General features: G+C 72.4%; 12 protein-coding genes and 1 pseudogene. 7 read left to right on the forward strand and 6 right to left on the reverse strand.

Translation table 11 applies throughout. The annotated features are described in order from the left end of the window. The 3 genes and pseudogenes from QK440_RS33220 to QK440_RS33230 all read left to right on the forward strand — a co-directional run. Nucleotides 1-1,256: pseudogene (locus QK440_RS33220) on the forward strand (export associated protein); the annotation flags it as partial. A gap of 376 nt (nucleotides 1,257-1,632) precedes the next feature. After that, the gene (locus tag QK440_RS33225) at nucleotides 1,633-2,637 is read left to right on the forward strand and encodes a TerC/Alx family metal homeostasis membrane protein (RefSeq protein ID WP_282796966.1); all 1,005 of its coding nucleotides are present in this window, start codon (nucleotides 1,633-1,635) and stop codon (nucleotides 2,635-2,637) included. Nucleotides 2,638-2,877: 240 nt separating this feature from the next. Next, nucleotides 2,878-3,978 (forward strand): ionic transporter y4hA, encoded by a 1,101-nt coding sequence (locus tag QK440_RS33230; protein WP_282796967.1) that lies wholly within the window; start codon nucleotides 2,878-2,880, stop codon nucleotides 3,976-3,978. Between the two features lie 62 nt (nucleotides 3,979-4,040). Here the strand turns inward: QK440_RS33230 and QK440_RS33235 are convergent, their stop codons facing one another. Both QK440_RS33235 and QK440_RS33240 read right to left on the reverse strand, forming a co-directional pair. After that, nucleotides 4,041-5,303, reverse strand: coding sequence for an MFS transporter (locus QK440_RS33235; RefSeq protein ID WP_282796987.1), 1,263 nt, complete (start codon nucleotides 5,301-5,303; stop codon nucleotides 4,041-4,043). A 268-nt stretch (nucleotides 5,304-5,571) separates the two neighbouring features. After that, nucleotides 5,572-6,639: a S66 peptidase family protein gene (locus QK440_RS33240; RefSeq protein WP_282796968.1), complete on the reverse strand. Its 1,068-nt coding sequence runs from the start codon at nucleotides 6,637-6,639 to the stop codon at nucleotides 5,572-5,574. A gap of 83 nt (nucleotides 6,640-6,722) precedes the next feature. Here QK440_RS33240 and aroQ point away from each other — a divergent pair, with 83 nt between their 5' ends. Next, nucleotides 6,723-7,187: a type II 3-dehydroquinate dehydratase gene (gene aroQ, locus QK440_RS33245; RefSeq protein ID WP_282796969.1), complete on the forward strand. Its 465-nt coding sequence runs from the start codon at nucleotides 6,723-6,725 to the stop codon at nucleotides 7,185-7,187. A gap of 148 nt (nucleotides 7,188-7,335) precedes the next feature. Here aroQ and QK440_RS33250 read toward each other — a convergent pair whose 3' ends face one another. Beyond that, nucleotides 7,336-7,992 (reverse strand): MBL fold metallo-hydrolase, encoded by a 657-nt coding sequence (locus tag QK440_RS33250; RefSeq protein WP_282796970.1) that lies wholly within the window; start codon nucleotides 7,990-7,992, stop codon nucleotides 7,336-7,338. A gap of 20 nt (nucleotides 7,993-8,012) precedes the next feature. Next, complete coding sequence (locus tag QK440_RS33255) at nucleotides 8,013-8,708, reverse strand: maleylpyruvate isomerase family mycothiol-dependent enzyme (protein ID WP_282796971.1); 696 nt, start codon at nucleotides 8,706-8,708, stop codon at nucleotides 8,013-8,015. A 223-nt stretch (nucleotides 8,709-8,931) separates the two neighbouring features. On the opposite strand from QK440_RS33255, the gene uvrA reads away from it, so the two are divergent. Next, nucleotides 8,932-12,054, forward strand: a complete 3,123-nt coding sequence (uvrA, locus tag QK440_RS33260) for an excinuclease ABC subunit UvrA (protein ID WP_282796972.1) — start codon at nucleotides 8,932-8,934, stop codon at nucleotides 12,052-12,054. 207 nt (nucleotides 12,055-12,261) lie between these two features. Further along, nucleotides 12,262-13,056, forward strand: a complete 795-nt coding sequence (locus QK440_RS33265; RefSeq protein ID WP_282796973.1) for a crotonase/enoyl-CoA hydratase family protein — start codon at nucleotides 12,262-12,264, stop codon at nucleotides 13,054-13,056. Between the two features lie 80 nt (nucleotides 13,057-13,136). Here the strand turns inward: QK440_RS33265 and QK440_RS33270 are convergent, their stop codons facing one another. Beyond that, nucleotides 13,137-13,703 carry a YceI family protein gene (locus QK440_RS33270; protein WP_282796974.1) on the reverse strand — a complete coding sequence of 189 codons (567 nt, stop codon included), beginning with the start codon at nucleotides 13,701-13,703 and terminating at the stop codon, nucleotides 13,137-13,139. 291 nt (nucleotides 13,704-13,994) lie between these two features. Between QK440_RS33270 and QK440_RS33275 the strand changes: the two genes are divergently transcribed. Further along, complete coding sequence (locus QK440_RS33275; protein WP_282796975.1) at nucleotides 13,995-14,855, forward strand: helix-turn-helix transcriptional regulator; 861 nt, start codon at nucleotides 13,995-13,997, stop codon at nucleotides 14,853-14,855. Nucleotides 14,856-14,922: 67 nt separating this feature from the next. On the opposite strand, the gene QK440_RS33280 is transcribed toward QK440_RS33275, so the two are convergent. After that, complete coding sequence (locus QK440_RS33280) at nucleotides 14,923-15,876, reverse strand: carbohydrate kinase (RefSeq protein WP_282796976.1); 954 nt, start codon at nucleotides 15,874-15,876, stop codon at nucleotides 14,923-14,925. Nucleotides 15,877-15,930: the final 54 nt, after the last annotated feature.

A 15,930-nucleotide genomic window follows, 5' to 3' on the forward strand; every position in this document is an offset into this window, starting at 1 on the left:
CCGGGGACGCCACCCCGCCGCCCCCGCCGGGCGACACCGGCCCCGTCGACTACACCCACCCGCGCCGGCAGACCGCCGCGCCCCCGCCGCCCCCGCCCGCCGCGCCGGAGCCCTCGCCGGGGCAGCCCGCCCGGCCCGTCGCCGGCGACGCCACCGGCTGGTCCATGGAGGAGCGGCTCTACAACCAGGTGTGGGGCATGTTCGAGGACCTGGCCCGCACCACGGCGGCGTACCGCAGCGCCGTCGACTTCGCCGACTCCCGCATGGAGCAGGAGCTCGACAAGGCCCTCTCCGACCCGCGCAACCGCATCGGCGGCGCGGACGACGCCGCGCGCGAGACCGCCCGCGCCAAGCACACCGCCCTCACCGACCAGGCCAAGACCGCCCTCGACCGCGACCTGGCCCAGCTCGCCGCCGAGGCCGACGTCGTCGAGCCCGCGCTGCCCCCGGCCTTCGCGGACTGGTCGAACCCCGTCTGGCACGCGTACCGCGCGCCCATGGAGATCCCCATGGCCGTGCGCCTCGGCGCGCTCCACCTGCCCGAGCGCCCCGACCTGCGCATCCCCATGCTGGTCCGGCTGCCGCTGGAACGCGGCCTGTGGATCGACAGCGGCCGCTCCGGCCTGGACGCGCTCACCGACTCCGAGGCGCTGCCCCGCCTCGCCCTGGACAGCGCCGTCGCGCACGCCGCGCGCCTGCTCGCCGCGTACCCGCCGGGCGAGTTCACCGTGCACGTCATCGACCCGGTGGGCACCGGCGCGGCCGCGTTCGCCCCGCTGCTGGAGTCCGGGGCGCTCGACGAGCCGCCCGCCTCCGGCGCCGCCGGCGTCTCGGCGCTGCTCACCAGGCTCACCCAGCGCGTGGACCTGGTCCAGATGGCGGTGCGCGGCGGTGTCGCCTCGTCCCTGCCGCCGGACCTGGACACCGGCGAGCACCTCCTCGTGGTGCACGACTTCCCGCACGGCTTCGACGACCGCGCCGTGACCCAGCTGCGCTACCTGGCCGACGAGGGCCCGGCCGTCGGCGTCCACCTGATGATGGTCGCCGACCGCGAGGACGCCCGGGAGTACGGCCCCCTGCTCGATCCGCTGTGGCGCGCGCTGCTGCGCCTGACCCCCGTGCCCGACGACCACCTCGCCGACCCCTGGGTCGGCCACGCGTGGACGTACGAGCCGCCGCTGCCCCCGCCCGGCAGCGAGGTCCTGCACCACGTCCTGGCGGGCGTGGGCAGGGCCCGGCGCACGGGCAGCCGCTGAGCGCGGGGCCGGCCAGGGCGGCAGGCCACCGCCCTGGCCGCGCACGCCCGGCAACGCCCCACCGCCCTCACGGCGCACACCCGCGGCAGCACGCCCCCGCAGTGCTCACGCAGCGCTCCCGTCAAGTCGACTAAGTAACCTCACCCCGCTCTGACCTGGCATCTTGAAGCTGGTTTGCCGATCCCTTTACCTAACCTTGGTCTTTCGCGTACCCTGGTGTCAGCGGAGGGGAGTACTCCCGTACGCGACGTTCCCGTCAATACGGATCGCCATCGGTCCCGGGGCGTCGGCCCGTGCAGCACCGTCCGGTGCCCGGGTGGAAGAGACCTCCGGCAGCGACGACGCTGATCAGTAGCCGTACGAAGCCGGAGGCGCAGTGGACGTTTCGATGACCTTGTGGGTGCTGACCGTTCTCGGTCTGTGTGCCCTGATCGCGGTCGACTTCTTCATCGGGCGCAAGCCCCACGACGTATCGATCAAGGAAGCCGGCACCTGGACGATCGTCTGGATCGTGCTCGCCCTGCTCTTCGGCCTCGGCCTGCTGATCGCGGGCGAGAGCCAGGCCTCGGGCGAGTTCTTCGCGGGCTTCGTCACCGAGAAGTCGCTGAGCGTCGACAACCTTTTCGTCTTCCTCCTGATCATGGCGAAGTTCTCGGTGCCGTCCCACCTCCAGCAGCGCGTGCTGCTGTTCGGTGTGCTGATCGCGCTCGTCCTGCGCGCGATCTTCATCGCGGCCGGCGCCGCGATCATCGCCAGCTTCTCCTGGGTCTTCTACCTGTTCGGCGCCTTCCTGATCTACACCGCCTGGAAGCTCATCCAGGAGGCGCGCGCCGACGAGGAGGAAGAGGACTGGGAGGAGAACCGCCTGCTGAAGTCCATCGAGCGGAAGTTCGGCGTCTCGGACCGGTACGAGGGCACGAAGCTGTTCATCCGGAAGAACGGCAAGCGGATCATGACGCCCCTGATGGTCGTCATGCTCGCCATCGGCACCACCGACGTGCTGTTCGCGATGGACTCCATCCCCGCGATCTTCGGCCTCACCCAGGACCCGTACATCGTCTTCACGGCCAACGCCTTCGCCCTGATGGGTCTGCGGCAGCTCTACTTCCTCATCGGCGGCCTGCTCAAGAAGCTGGTCCACCTCAGCTACGGCCTGTCCGTGATCCTCGGCTTCATCGGGGTGAAGCTCGTGCTGCACGCACTGCACGAGTCCGGCGTCCACGTCCCGGAGATCTCCATCCCGGTCTCGCTCGGCGTCATCTGCGGCGTCCTGATCATCACGACGATCACGAGCCTCATGGCCTCCAAGAAGCAGGAGGAGCGCGAGGCCGCCGAGGCGGCCGGCAAGGACGAGGCCCCGAAGGACAGCGTGGAGGCGTAACCGGCCCCCGTCCCGGGAGGCCGCACCTCCACGGAGACGCGACAGCGCCCCTGGGACGACGGCAACCAGCCGTCCAGAAGGCAGCGATCGGCCTCCCGTAGACACCGATCGACCTCTAGGGGAGCGGCACCCACGAACGACCACCCGGAGCGGTGCACAGTCCCCGACTGTGCACCGCTCCCGCATAGAGAGGAACGTATGAACTCGCGGCCCTCCCGCGCGCGGGGCAGCATCGAAGACATGATCCCCAGGCTCCGGACCCTCACCTCGCGGTGGACGGCCGCCGTGCCCGTTCTCGGAGTCGTCCTGCTCGCCTTCACCTGGGGCAGGGAACTGCCCGGCGTGGTCGTCGCCCTGGTGACGGTGGTCCTCGCCGGAGCCGTCCTCGCCGCGGTCCACCACGCGGAGGTGATCGCGCACCGCGTCGGCGAACCCTTCGGCTCCCTCGTCCTCGCCGTCGCGGTCACCATCATCGAGGTGGCCCTGATCGTCACCCTGATGGCCGACGGCGGCGACAAGAGCTCCACACTGGCGCGCGACACCGTCTTCGCCGCCGTCATGATCACCTGCAACGGCATCGTCGGCCTGTGCCTGCTGACCGCGGCCCTGCGCCACCGCGTCGCGGTCTTCAACCCCGAGGGCACCGGCGCGGCCCTCGCGACCGTCGCCACGCTGGCCACGCTCAGCCTGGTCCTGCCGACCTTCACGACCTCCAAGCCCGGCCCCGAGTTCTCGACCTCGCAGCTCACCTTCGCGGCGCTGGCCTCACTCGTGCTGTACGGCCTGTTCGTGGCGACGCAGACCGTGCGCCACCGCGACTACTTCCTGCCGGTCACCCCCGAGGGCAAGGTCCTCGACACCGACGACCACGCGCAAGGCCCCTCCGGGCGCACCGCCCTGATCAGCCTCGGCCTGCTCGCCCTCGCCCTGGTCGGCGTCGTCGGCCTCGCCAAGGGCGTGTCGCCCACCATCGAGTCGGGCGTCGAGTCCGCGGGCATGCCGCACGCCGTCGTCGGCGTGATCATCGCGCTGCTCGTGCTGCTCCCGGAGACCATCGCCGCCGTACGCGCCGCCCGCCGCGACCGCGTGCAGACCAGCCTGAACCTCGCCCTGGGCTCGGCCATGGCCAGCATCGGCCTGACCATCCCGGCCGTCGCCGTCGCCTCCGTGTGGCTCTCCGGGCCGCTCGTCCTCGGGCTCAGCTCGACCCACATGGTGCTGCTCCTGCTCACGGTCGGCGTCAGCACCCTCACGGTCGTCCCGGGCCGGGCCACGCTCCTCCAGGGCGGCGTCCACCTGGTCCTGTTCGCGGCGTACCTGGAGTTGGCCGTCAACCCGTGAGACGGCGTCCGGGCGCCCCGCAGGCGGCCCCCGAGCGCCCGCAGGCGGCCCGGTGGCGGCGGTCAGCCCGTGACCGCCACCACCGGGCGCGCGGGCCGTGTCTCCGGCAGCAGCGCGAAGCACCCCAGGCTGAACACCGCCACGGCCGTCAGATAGGCCGCCACGCCCCACGGCGGGCCCTCGCCACGGGCCGCCGCCGTCGCCACGAGGGGCGTGAGCGCACCGCCGAGCACCCCGGCGAGGTTGTAGCCCACCGCCGCCCCCGTGCAGCGCACACGCGGCTCGTACAGCTCCGGCAGATAGGCGGCGACCACCCCGAACATCGTCACGAACCCGAGCAGCGCCACCAGGAAGCCGCCGAACATCAGCAGCGGCTCGCCCGTGGCCAGCAGCCCGACCATCGGGAACATCCACAGCGCGAGCGCCGTACAGCCCGCCAGGCACAGCGGACGCCGGCCGAAGCGGTCCCCCAGGTGGGCCGCCACGGGCGTCAGGGCGCCCTTGACGACGACGGCCGCCATGATGCACGTCAGCATCACCGTACGACTCACGCCGAGCCGCTCCACGCCGTACGCGAGCGACCACGTGGTGACGGCGTAGAACACCGCGTACCCGACGGCCAGGCCGCCGGCCGTGAGCAGGACGAGCCGCCAGTGCCCGCGCAGCAGCTCGGCGAGCGGCACGCGCGCGGGGTCGCGCACCGCCAGGAAGTCCGGGCTCTCCGCGAGCGACGCGCGCAGGGCCAGCCCGGCCGCCGCGAGCAGCCCCGCCACCCAGAACGGGATGCGCCACCCCCAGGCGGCGAACTGCGCCTCCGTGAGCGTCACCGAGAGCAGCAGCGTGATGCCGTTGGCGCACACGAAACCGATCGCGGGGCCGATCTGCGGGAAGCTCGCCCACAGCGCGCGCCGCTCGGCGGGCGCGTGCTCGGCGGTCAGCAGGACCGCGCCGCCCCACTCGCCGCCGAGCCCGACACCCTGCACGAAGCGCAGCACGAGCAGCAGCAGGGGCGCGGCGGCGCCGATCGACTCGTACGTCGGCACACAGCCGACGGCGACGGTGGCGAGACCGGTCATGAGCAGCGAGACCACCATGACGGGCCGCCGCCCGTACCGGTCGCCCACGTGCCCGAAGACGACCGAGCCCAGGGGGCGCGCCACGAAACCCACGCCGAAGGTCCCGAAGGCGGCGAGCGTGCCCGCGAGCGGCGAGAACGTCGGGAAGAACAGTGGCCCGAGCACCAGCGCCGCCGCGGTGCCGTAGACGAAGAAGTCGTAGAACTCGATGGCCGTCCCGGCGAGCGAGGCGGCGGCGAGACGTGGCAGCGAGGGCCCTGGGGGACGGGACTTGGCGGAGTCACTGGTGTGCACGATGCGAGAACTACCCGCCGTGACGGGCGGTTACGGGGGCGCGTGGAGGTTCGACCGCGCATCAGTGCGGTTGGCGTGTGCCCCCGGTCTCCCTTGGGGCACACACGCACGCCCCTGGCTCGTACGCCCCCTCCGCGAGCCGTGGGGCGCGCGGACACCGCCTGGCGCACGGACACCACCTCAGCGGGCGACGGTGAGGGGCCCGGCGGGCGACGGTGCGCGCTCAGTAGGTGACGGTGACCCGCCGCTCCTGGCCGTCGACGCGTATGACCCCTCCGTACGGGATGACGTACTGGGGATCGGTGTGCCCCAGGTCCACGTCGAAGACGGCGAGGGTCCGCGGGGCGTACGCCGCGAGCGCCCGCAGGACCGCCTCGCGCTGGTCGAGGGCGTAACGCTCGCGCTCCTGCGGGGTGTTGGGCCGGTCGAAGCTCCAGGTCTTGGGGCGCCCCATGAGGAGCGCGCCGAAGCGGGCCAGCAGCCCGCGCTCGCCCATGCTCCGCAGGATCCGGAACACCTCGGTGCCGGACGGGAGTTCCTCGCAGGTCTCCAGGAACAGCACGTGCCCGTCGTACACCGCGGGGTCGGGGGCGATCTCGCGGTCGGCCATCAGCAGCCAGGACAGCACCTCCAGGCTGCCGCCCCAGGAACGGCCCTCCACGACCTGCTGCGCCCCGTCCGGCAGGTGCCAGGTCCAGCCGCTGCCCGGCTCGGTCTCCGGCTCGCCCGTGAACGAGGCGGGGTCGTCCCAGGGGACGTCGACGACGCGGAAGCGGTCGGCCGGGACCACCGCGTAGGGCCCCGGTACGAACAGCGCGGCACGCAGCGAGTCGGCGGTCTGCCGGGCCATGGCGCCGGGCCGCCCCAGCTCGCACATCACCGACGCGCCGTGGAAGCTCACGATGCCGGTCTGCCACAGGAAGGCGTGCAGGACGGTGTTGTCGCTGAAGCCGAAGAACGGCTTCGGGTGGGCGCGGATCAACTCCCGGTCGAGGTACGGCAGGACGGTGATCTGGTCGTCCCCGCCGATGGTCGCGATGACGGCCTTCACCGTCGGGTCGGCGAACGCGGCGTGCAGGTCCTCGGCCCGCTCCCGCGGCGAGGCGCCCATCGTGCGGGTGGTCGGGTACTCCACCGGCTCCAGGTGGTAGCGCCGGCGCAGGCGCGCCAGGCCGAGGTCGTAGGGGAGCGGGAAGAGCTCCGGCAGCCCGGCGGACGGCGAGACGACCGCGACGCGGTCACCCGGTACGGGCTTCGGCGGGTACCGGGGCGGTTTCTTGGACGGCGTCATGCCCGGCAGCGTACGTCCGGCCGTGCCCCGCGCACAGCGTGATAAACCGTCTGTGAGCAGCAGCCCGACGCACGGAGGACCCTGTGCCCCACACCCTCGCCACCGCCCCCGTCATGATCCTGAACGGGCCCAACCTGAACCTCCTGGGCAGGCGCCAGCCGGAGATCTACGGCACCGACACCCTCGCCGACGTCGAAACCCTGTGTGCCGAGGCCGCCGCGGCGCACGGCGGGACGGTGGACCTGCGGCAGTCCAACCACGAGGGCGAGCTGGTGGACTGGATCCACGAGGCGCGCGAGCACCACGCGGGCATCGTCATCAACCCGGCCGCCTACTCGCACACGTCCGTCGCCCTCCTGGACGCGCTCAACACCTGCGACGGCCTGCCGGTGGTGGAGGTGCACATCTCCAACATCCACCAGCGGGAGGCCTTCCGGCACCACTCGTACGTCTCGCAGCGCGCCGACGGCGTCATCGCGGGCTGCGGCGTACAGGGCTACGTGTTCGGGGTGGAGCGGGTGGCGGCGCTGCTGGCGGCCCGCTCCTAGCGGACCGCACGCGTTACGCCGGGCCGCCTCCCCGTGGACCGCACGCGTTGCGCCCCGACCCCCTCCCAGGGCCGCGGACGCCACCTTCCAGCGGCCACGCGCGCGGGACGGGCCCCGACGAGGAGGGCCCGTCCCGCGCGCGGAAGGGTCACCAGCCGCGCTCGCGCCACTCCGGCAGGTGGGGGCGCTCGGCACCCAGGGTCGTGTCGTTGCCGTGGCCCGGGTAGACCCACGTCTCGTCGGGCAGCGTGCCGAAGATCTTCGTCTCCACGTCCTCGATGAGGCTCGCGAACTTCGCCGGGTCCTTCCAGGTGTTCCCCACGCCCCCGGGGAAGAGGCAGTCGCCGGTGAAGACGTGCGGGTGGCCGTGCGGGTCGTCGTACACGAGCGCGATCGAGCCCGGCGTGTGGCCCACGAGATGGCGGGCGGTGAGCGAGATCCGGCCGAAAGTGATCGTGTCGCCGTCGTCGACGAGGACGTCCGTGGGCACCGGAATGCCTTCGGCGTCCTCCCGGCCCGCGTACGTGCGCGCGCCGGTGGCCGCGACGACGTCCGCGAGGGCCTGCCAGTGGTCCCCGTGCTGGTGCGTGGTGACGACGGCCGAGATGCCGTCGTCACCGATCAGGGTCAGCAGCGTCCGGGGCTCGTTCGCCGCGTCGATGAGAAGCTGCTCGTCGGTGGCCCGGCAGCGCAGGAGATAGGCGTTGTTGTCCATCGGCCCGACCGCGACCTTCGAGATCATCAGGTCCGGCAGCTCGTGCACGTCCGCGGGTCCGCCGACCGTCACCGCTCCGCTGTACGTCATGGAAATCAGCCTAATCCGTTCTAGAGCGGGGGCAGGACGGGCAGCGGGCCGCCGTCGGCGGTCAGCGCGGAGCCGTCGCGGCGGCCGGCCAGCCAGCCGAGCAGATCGGGTGCCGGACCGCTGACCGTGACCTCGGGCTCGTCGCCCTCCCGCGGGGCGCGGCCGGTGCTCCACGCGCGCGTGGAGTCGGTCACACGAGTCGCCGGGACGTCGGGGTTGCCGGCGAAGCGGTCCGTGAGGAAGGCGATCTCACGCTCCACGAACTCCTGCGGCAGGTCCTCCAGCTCGTAGCCGACCCCCAGGTCCACGTGGTGCAGCTCCACCTCGACCCAGCGGCGGAAGGGCACCCGGGACGCGGAGTCGGTGACGCCGTTGCGCAGCTCCACCGTGCGGGACCAGTCCGCGGGGCGGGCGGCCTCGTCCTGGAAGCGGGCCGCCGAGAGGCGGACGTCCTCGATCTGCTCGGCCAGCGGCCTGGGGGCGCCGCGCTCGATGTCGCCGTCGCGGGCCTCGGCGCTCGCGTACATGGGGCGGCCCGCGAGAACGTTCACGAGCGCGTCGGCGTTCCGCGCGAGATGGGTGAGGACGTGGCCGCGGCTCCAGCCGGGGAGCCGTGACGGCTCGGCGGCCGCGGCGTTGTCCCATGCGGAGGCTGCGCTGAGCAGCCGTTCGGTCGCGTCACGTACAGACGCCAGGTCGCGCACATGATCAATCATGGACCTGACGATAGTCCCGCCACCCGTTCGGGTGAAGGCGATCGGCCTCCCCCTCAAATCGAATGTCCGTGCTATACGCTCGACGGTGGCATCGGGCACTCTTGATGGTCCGGGTTTCACCCCCACCAGAGGATTCCGGCCCGGCGTTGTCAGTGGGTCGCCCTAGTCTTGAAGAGACGGGGCCCCGCCCCTGTCACTTCTCTCAAGAAAGGTGCGGACCGGCGTGGCCGACCGTCTCATCGTCCGTGGCGCGCGCGAGCACAACCTCAAGAACGTCTCGCTCGACCTCCCGCGTGACTCCCTCATCGTCTTCACCGGTCTGTCCGGGTCCGGAAAGTCCTCGCTCGCCTTCGACACGATCTTCGCCGAGGGCCAGCGGCGCTACGTCGAGTCCCTCTCGTCGTACGCGCGCCAGTTCCTCGGCCAGATGGACAAGCCGGACGTCGACTTCATCGAGGGCCTGTCGCCCGCGGTGTCCATCGACCAGAAGTCGACCTCGCGCAACCCGCGCTCGACGGTCGGCACCATCACCGAGGTGTACGACTACCTGCGCCTGCTGTTCGCGCGGGTCGGCAAGCCGCACTGCCCCGAGTGCGGCCGCCCGATCACCCGCCAGTCGCCGCAGGCGATCGTCGACAAGGTCCTGGAGCTGCCCGAGGGCAGCCGCTTCCAGGTCCTTTCGCCGCTCGTGCGCGAGCGCAAGGGCGAGTTCGTCGACCTCTTCGCCGACCTCCAGACGAAGGGCTACAGCCGCGCCCGGGTCGACGGCCAGACGATCCAGCTCTCCGAGCCCCCCACGCTGAAGAAGCAGGAGAAGCACACCATCGAGGTGGTCGTCGACCGCCTCACGGTGAAGGAGAGCGCCAAGCGCCGCCTGACCGACTCCGTGGAGACCGCCCTCGGCCTCTCCGGTGGCATGGTCGTCCTCGACTTCGTCGACCTCCCCGAGGACGACCCCGAGCGCGAGCGCATGTACTCGGAGCACCTCTACTGCCCGTACGACGACCTGTCCTTCGAGGAGCTGGAGCCGCGCTCCTTCTCGTTCAACTCGCCCTTCGGCGCCTGCCCGGAGTGCACGGGCATCGGCACCCGCATGGAGGTCGACCCCGAGCTGCTCGTCCCGGACGTGGAGAAGTCGCTCGCGGAGGGCGCCATCCACCCGTGGTCGCACGGCCACACCAAGGACTACTTCAACCGCCTGGTGAGCGCGCTCGCCGACGCGCTCGGCTTCTCCATGGACATGCCCTGGGCGGGCCTGCCGCAGCGCGCCAAGAAGGCCCTGATGTACGGCCACAAGACCCAGATCGAGGTCCGCTACCGCAACCGGTACGGCCGCGAGCGGGTCTACACCACCGCCTTCGAAGGCGCCGTCCCCTTCGTCAAGCGGCGCCACTCGGAGGCGGAGAGCGACTCCAGCCGCGAGCGCTTCGAGGGCTACATGCGCGAGGTGCCCTGCCCCACCTGTGAGGGCACGCGCCTGAAGCCGATCGTCCTCGCCGTCACGGTCATGGGGAAGTCCATCGCCGAGGTCTCGGCGATGTCCATCAGCGACTGCGCGGACTTCCTCGCCCAGCTCAAGCTGACCGCCCGCGACAAGAAGATCGCCGAGCGCGTCCTCAAGGAGGTCAACGAGCGGCTGCGCTTCCTCGTCGACGTCGGCCTCGACTACCTCTCGCTGAACCGCGCCGCGGGCACCCTCTCCGGCGGCGAGGCACAGCGCATCCGGCTCGCCACCCAGATCGGCTCCGGCCTGGTCGGCGTGCTCTACGTCCTCGACGAGCCCTCCATCGGCCTGCACCAGCGGGACAACCACCGCCTCATCGAGACGCTGGTCCGGCTCCGTGACATGGGCAACACCCTCATCGTCGTCGAGCACGACGAGGACACCATCAAGGTCGCCGACTGGGTCGTCGACATCGGCCCCGGCGCGGGCGAGCACGGCGGCAAGGTCGTGCACAGCGGCTCCCTGAAGGAGCTGCTCGCCAACGACAAGTCGATGACCGGGCAGTACCTGTCGGGCAAGAAGGAGATCGCCGTCCCCGACGTGCGCCGCCCCGTCGACCCGAGCCGCAGCCTGACCGTGCACGGCGCCCGCGAGAACAACCTGCGGGACATCGACGTCTCCTTCCCGCTCGGCGTGCTCACCGCCGTCACGGGTGTCTCCGGCTCCGGCAAGTCGACGCTCGTCAACGACATCCTGTACACGCACCTGGCCCGGGAGCTGAACGGCGCACGGACCGTGCCCGGCCGCCACACGCGCGTGGAGGGCGACGACCTCGTCGACAAGGTCGTCCACGTCGACCAGTCGCCCATCGGCCGCACCCCGCGGTCGAACCCGGCGACGTACACCGGTGTCTTCGACCACGTCCGCAAGCTGTTCGCGGAGACCACGGAGGCCAAGGTCCGCGGGTACCTCCCGGGACGCTTCTCGTTCAACGTCAAGGGCGGCCGCTGCGAGAACTGCTCCGGCGACGGCACCATCAAGATCGAGATGAACTTCCTCCCGGACGTCTACGTCCCCTGTGAGGTCTGCCACGGGGCGCGGTACAACCGCGAGACGCTGGACGTGCACTACAAGGGCAAGTCCATCGCCGAGGTCCTCGACATGCCCATCGAGGAGGCGCTCGGCTTCTTCGAGGCGGTTCCCGGCATCGCCCGCCACCTGAAGACGCTCACCGAGGTCGGCCTCGGCTACGTCCGCCTCGGCCAGCCCGCGCCCACGCTCTCCGGCGGCGAGGCGCAGCGCGTCAAGCTGGCGAGCGAGCTCCAGAAGCGCTCCACGGGCCGCACGGTCTACGTCCTGGACGAGCCGACCACCGGTCTGCACTTCGAGGACATCAGCAAGCTGATCAAGGTCCTCTCCGGCCTGGTCGACAAGGGCAACTCGGTCATCGTCATCGAGCACAACCTCGACGTGATCAAGACAGCCGACTGGATCGTCGACATGGGTCCCGAGGGCGGCAGCGGCGGCGGCATCGTCGTCGCCGAGGGCACCCCCGAGCAGGTCGCCGGCGTCCCCGCGAGCCACACGGGCAAGTTCCTGCGGGACATCCTCGCCGCCGACCGGATCAGCGACGCGGGGGCGCCTCCCGCGCGGGCCACGAAGAACACGAAGAAGAAGGCCGTGGCAGCCACCTCCGCCCCTGCCAAGCGGACGGCGACGGCCAGGGCGGCGACCGCGAAGAAGACGGCGGCCGTCCCCAGTAAGAAGGCGGCCGCCGCCAAGAAGGCGGCGTCGGCGTCCGCCGCCGCCAAGAAGGCCGCCCCGCAGAAGGCCGCGGCGGCGAAGAAGGCCACCGCGAAGAAGGCTCCGGCCAAGAAGGTCACGCGGAGCCGCAAGGCCTGACGGGGCTCCCTGCCCCAAGGGGTGGGCTGCCCTCAGTCCTCAGCCCTCAGTGTCCGGGTGGCTCCGGGCGCTGAGGGCTGACCTGTAGCCGGTGGCGGTGGCGGGCACCGAGCAGCAGTGGTCGGTGGCGGGGCTCCAGCGGGGCCTGCCGCCGACGGCGCGTACGGCTCTTGTGGACGGGTTTCCCCCCGTGGTCCGCTGGACGTCATGCCCGTACGCATCGAGCGCCAAGGCCCCGTCACCACCGTCGTCCTCTCCCGTCCCGAGGTGCGCAACGCCGTCGACGGCCCCACTGCCCGGGCCCTCGCCGACGCCTTCCGCGCCTTCGACGCCGACCCGGACGCGTCGGTCGCCGTTCTCTGGGGCGAGGGCGGCACCTTCTGCGCGGGCGCCGACCTCAAGGCCGTGGGCGCCCCGGACGGCAACACCGTGGCCGAGGTGGACGGAGTGAACGACGGGCCGATGGGCCCGACTCGCCTGGAGCTGTCCAAGCCCGTCATCGCCGCCGTCTCCGGGCACGCCGTGGCGGGCGGCCTCGAACTGGCCCTCTGGTGCGACCTGCGCGTCGCCGAGGACGACGCCGTGCTCGGCGTGTTCTGCCGCCGCTGGGGCGTGCCGCTCATCGACGGCGGGACCGTACGCCTGCCCCGGATCGTCGGCGAGGGGCGGGCCATGGACCTGATCCTCACCGGGCGCCCCGTGGACGCCGCCGAGGCCCTCGCCATGGGCCTGGTCAACCGCGTCGTACCGCACGGCACCGCCCGTACGGCCGCGGAGGAACTGGCCGCCCGGATCGCCGCGTTCCCGCAGACGTGTCTGCGGCACGACCGGCTCTCGGCCCGCGCCCAGCACGAGCTGCCCGAACAGCGGGCGCTGGCGGAAGAGTTGAGCCACGGCCTGCACGCGCTCTCCGAAGCGGCCGAAGGCGCCGCCCGGTTCACCGCGGGAGCGGGACGGCACGGCGCGTTCGACAACGACGCCTTGGAGAACGACGCCTTGTAATACGACGTCTTCGAGAGCGACGGCTGAGGAGACCCCCGGCTCCGAGGAGCACACGACACGCGCGGCGTCGGCGTACCCCGCTACGCGTCGCCCCTCCCCGGCTCCAGGAACTGCATGTCGAGCTGGATCCTCACCACCTCGCCGAGCATGCCGGGAGCGAAGGACAGGCCGAACTCGCTGCGCCGGATCTCGCCCGTGGCCTCGAACCCGGCGTGCCGCGTGTCGCCGAACTCGCCGAGCCCACCGAACTCCACGGCCAGCGACACCGGACGCGTCACCTCACCGATGGTGAGCTCGCCCTCCATGGTCCAGTCCTCGCCCGCGCCCGCGAGACGCGTCGAACGGAAGGTCATCGTCGGGCGGCGCTCCACGTCGAGCAGGTCGGAGGCGCGGACGTGCGTGTCGCGGTCCGCGTTGCCGGTGTCGATCGAGGCCAGCTTGATCGTGGACGTCACGGAGCTGGTGTCCGGTGTCTCGCCCACCACGAGCTCCGCGTCGAACTCGGTGAAGCGCCCCCGCACCTTGGAGATGCCGAGGTGGCGAATCGTGAAGTTCACCGCGGAGTGGAACGGATCGAGGGTCCAGCGGCCCGCGGACAGCGGAAGAGGGGTGACGGCGGGGGCGGTGTCAGTGGTTTCGAAGGTCATGCCGACCACTCTGGGACGGCCCGCGGGGCGGAGGAAGGCCGGGCGGAGACTGGTAGTGACAGGGCCACGATGAAGGGCCGCGACCGCCGTGCGCCCCTGCTACGTTCGAACGGTGAGCGAGGGCCGGTGAGCGAGGGGCCGCGAGCGGCGGACCGGTGAGCGGCAGGCCGGGGGCGGCAGCCGGGTGCAGCGGCCCGGCCCGACGGACCGGTGGGCGCACACCATGCACCAGGGACACCAGCCACACCAGGCACAACAGCCACACCAGGCAGAGCGGGGAGCGGCGGAACGGTGAGCGACAACGAGTTGGGCGCGTTCCTGCGCACACGCCGTGAAGCCGTCACCCCCACCGAGGTCGGCCTGCCCAGCGGGCCGCGACGCCGCACCCCCGGCCTGCGGCGCTCCGAAGTCGCCACGCTCGCCGGCATCAGCGTGGAGTACCTCACCCGCCTCGAACAGGGCCGCGACCGCAATCCCTCGCCCCAGGTCCTCGGCGCGCTCGCCGACGCCCTGCGCATGACCATCGAGGAGCGCCTCCACCTGCGGCGCCTGGAGAAACTGAGCAGCGGCGCCGACATCCCCTGCTGCTCGGCGGCCCCGCCCCCGGCGCAGGCCGTGCGCCCCACCGTGCAGGCGGTGGTCGACCGCCTGGAGCCCACTCCGGCCGTCCTGCTCAACCGGCTCAGTGACGTCATCGCGTACACGACGGGGTACGAGCGCGTGGCGCGCCCGCTCGGGCTGCTGGACGGCGACCGTCCGAACCTGCTGCGGTTCGTCTTCACCGACGACCGGGCCCGCACCGCCTTCCCCGACTGGGAGCGCGTCGCCGACGAGCAGGTGGCGCAGCTCAGGAGTGAGGTGTCGCTGATCGACCCGCATGCGCAGCAGCTCATCGACGAGTTGACGGTCCTCGCCGGGGCGCCGTTCGCCGACCGCGTCGCGGCGGTGCCCGGGGTACCGCGCCGCAGCGGCGTCCAGCGCCTCACCCACCCCGAGGCGGGCACCCTGCGCCTGTCGTACGAGACGCTGGCCCTGCCCGACGTCGACGGTCAGCGCCTCCTGATCCACCTGCCGGCCGACGACGCCACGGCGGCCGCGCTCGACCGGCTGAACGGCCGTCAGCCCGGCGGCCTGCGCGCGGTCGGCTGCTGAGACCGCGCCCGCGCCCCTCTGGTACGCGTCGTCGCCGCACGGGCTCGCCGCCCCCGCGCCGGGCGCTTCACACGTCCACCTCGGTGGCGTACGGCGGCTCCGCCCCGGCCCGGGAACACGTCACGGCCGCCGCACGGGCCGCGAACCCCAGGACCGCCGCCCACTCCTCGGCGTCGAGCCCGGCCACGGCATCCGACGACAGGGCGCCCCGGGCAGCCAGGCCGTGCAGCAGCGCGGCGTTGACCGTGTCGCCCGCGCCGATCGTGTCCACGACGTCCACAGGGACACCGGGCACGACGACCTCCCCGCACGCGCGCGTGACGACCGACAGGCCCTCGCCGCCGCGCGTCACCACGACCGCGGCGGGCCCGGACGCCAGCCACTCCTCGGGCGTGCCGCGCAGCCAGCGCGCGTCCTCCTCGGACACCTTCAGGAGGGCCACCGACGGCAGCCAGCTCGTGAACCGGGCCCGGTAGGCGTCCGCGTCGGGGATGAGCCCGGCGCGGATGTTGGGGTCGAGGGCCGTGAACACACCGGCCGCCGCCGCGTCCCGCAGCAGCGCCTCGTACGCGCTCGCGCCCGGTTCGAGCACCAGCGAGCACGTGCCGAAGGACACGGCGCGGGCGCCGTCGGGGAGGCGCGCGGGCGCGGAGAAGAGCCGGTCGGCCGTGCCCTCGACGTAGAAGGAGTACCCGGCCGAGCCGTCCGCGCCGATCGAGGCCACGGCGAGCGTCGTCGGCTCGGCGCCGCGCTGCACGTACGACACGTCGACGCCCGCCGCGCGCAACCCCGCGAGCAGGGCCTCGCCGAACGCGTCGGACGAGATCCGCGAGCAGAAGGCAGTGGGGGAGCCGAGCCGGCCGAGCGCCACCGCGGTGTTGTACGGCCCGCCGCCGAGCCGGGGCGCGAGCGGGGCGAGCCCCGCACCGGCCGGGGCCCCGGTCGCGCCACCGCGCGCGGGCTGCGGCGACGCCTCCTGCGGAACGAGGTCGATGAGGGCCTCACCTGCGACGACTATCACTGACGGTTCCTTTCCGGCGCTCCGCTTCCGCCCAGGCTAGGGCCTGTACGGCAG

Origin of the sequence: Streptomyces sp. CC224B, assembly GCF_030010595.1 — a bacterium.
In the GTDB taxonomy this organism is placed as follows: Bacteria; Actinomycetota; Actinomycetes; order Streptomycetales; family Streptomycetaceae; genus Streptomyces; species Streptomyces longispororuber.

Excerpts from the sequence above, each read along its gene's own strand:
- QK440_RS33230 (WP_282796967.1), top strand. The coding sequence starts at position 2,878 with ATGATCCCCAGGCTCCGGACCCTCACCTCGCGGTGGACGGCCGCCGTG.
- QK440_RS33240 (WP_282796968.1), bottom strand. The coding sequence starts at position 6,639 with ATGACGCCGTCCAAGAAACCGCCCCGGTACCCGCCGAAGCCCGTACCG.
- QK440_RS33250 (WP_282796970.1), bottom strand. The coding sequence starts at position 7,992 with ATGACGTACAGCGGAGCGGTGACGGTCGGCGGACCCGCGGACGTGCAC.
- QK440_RS33255 (WP_282796971.1), bottom strand. The coding sequence starts at position 8,708 with ATGATTGATCATGTGCGCGACCTGGCGTCTGTACGTGACGCGACCGAA.
- QK440_RS33265 (WP_282796973.1), top strand. The coding sequence starts at position 12,262 with ATGCCCGTACGCATCGAGCGCCAAGGCCCCGTCACCACCGTCGTCCTC.
- QK440_RS33270 (WP_282796974.1), bottom strand. The coding sequence starts at position 13,703 with ATGACCTTCGAAACCACTGACACCGCCCCCGCCGTCACCCCTCTTCCG.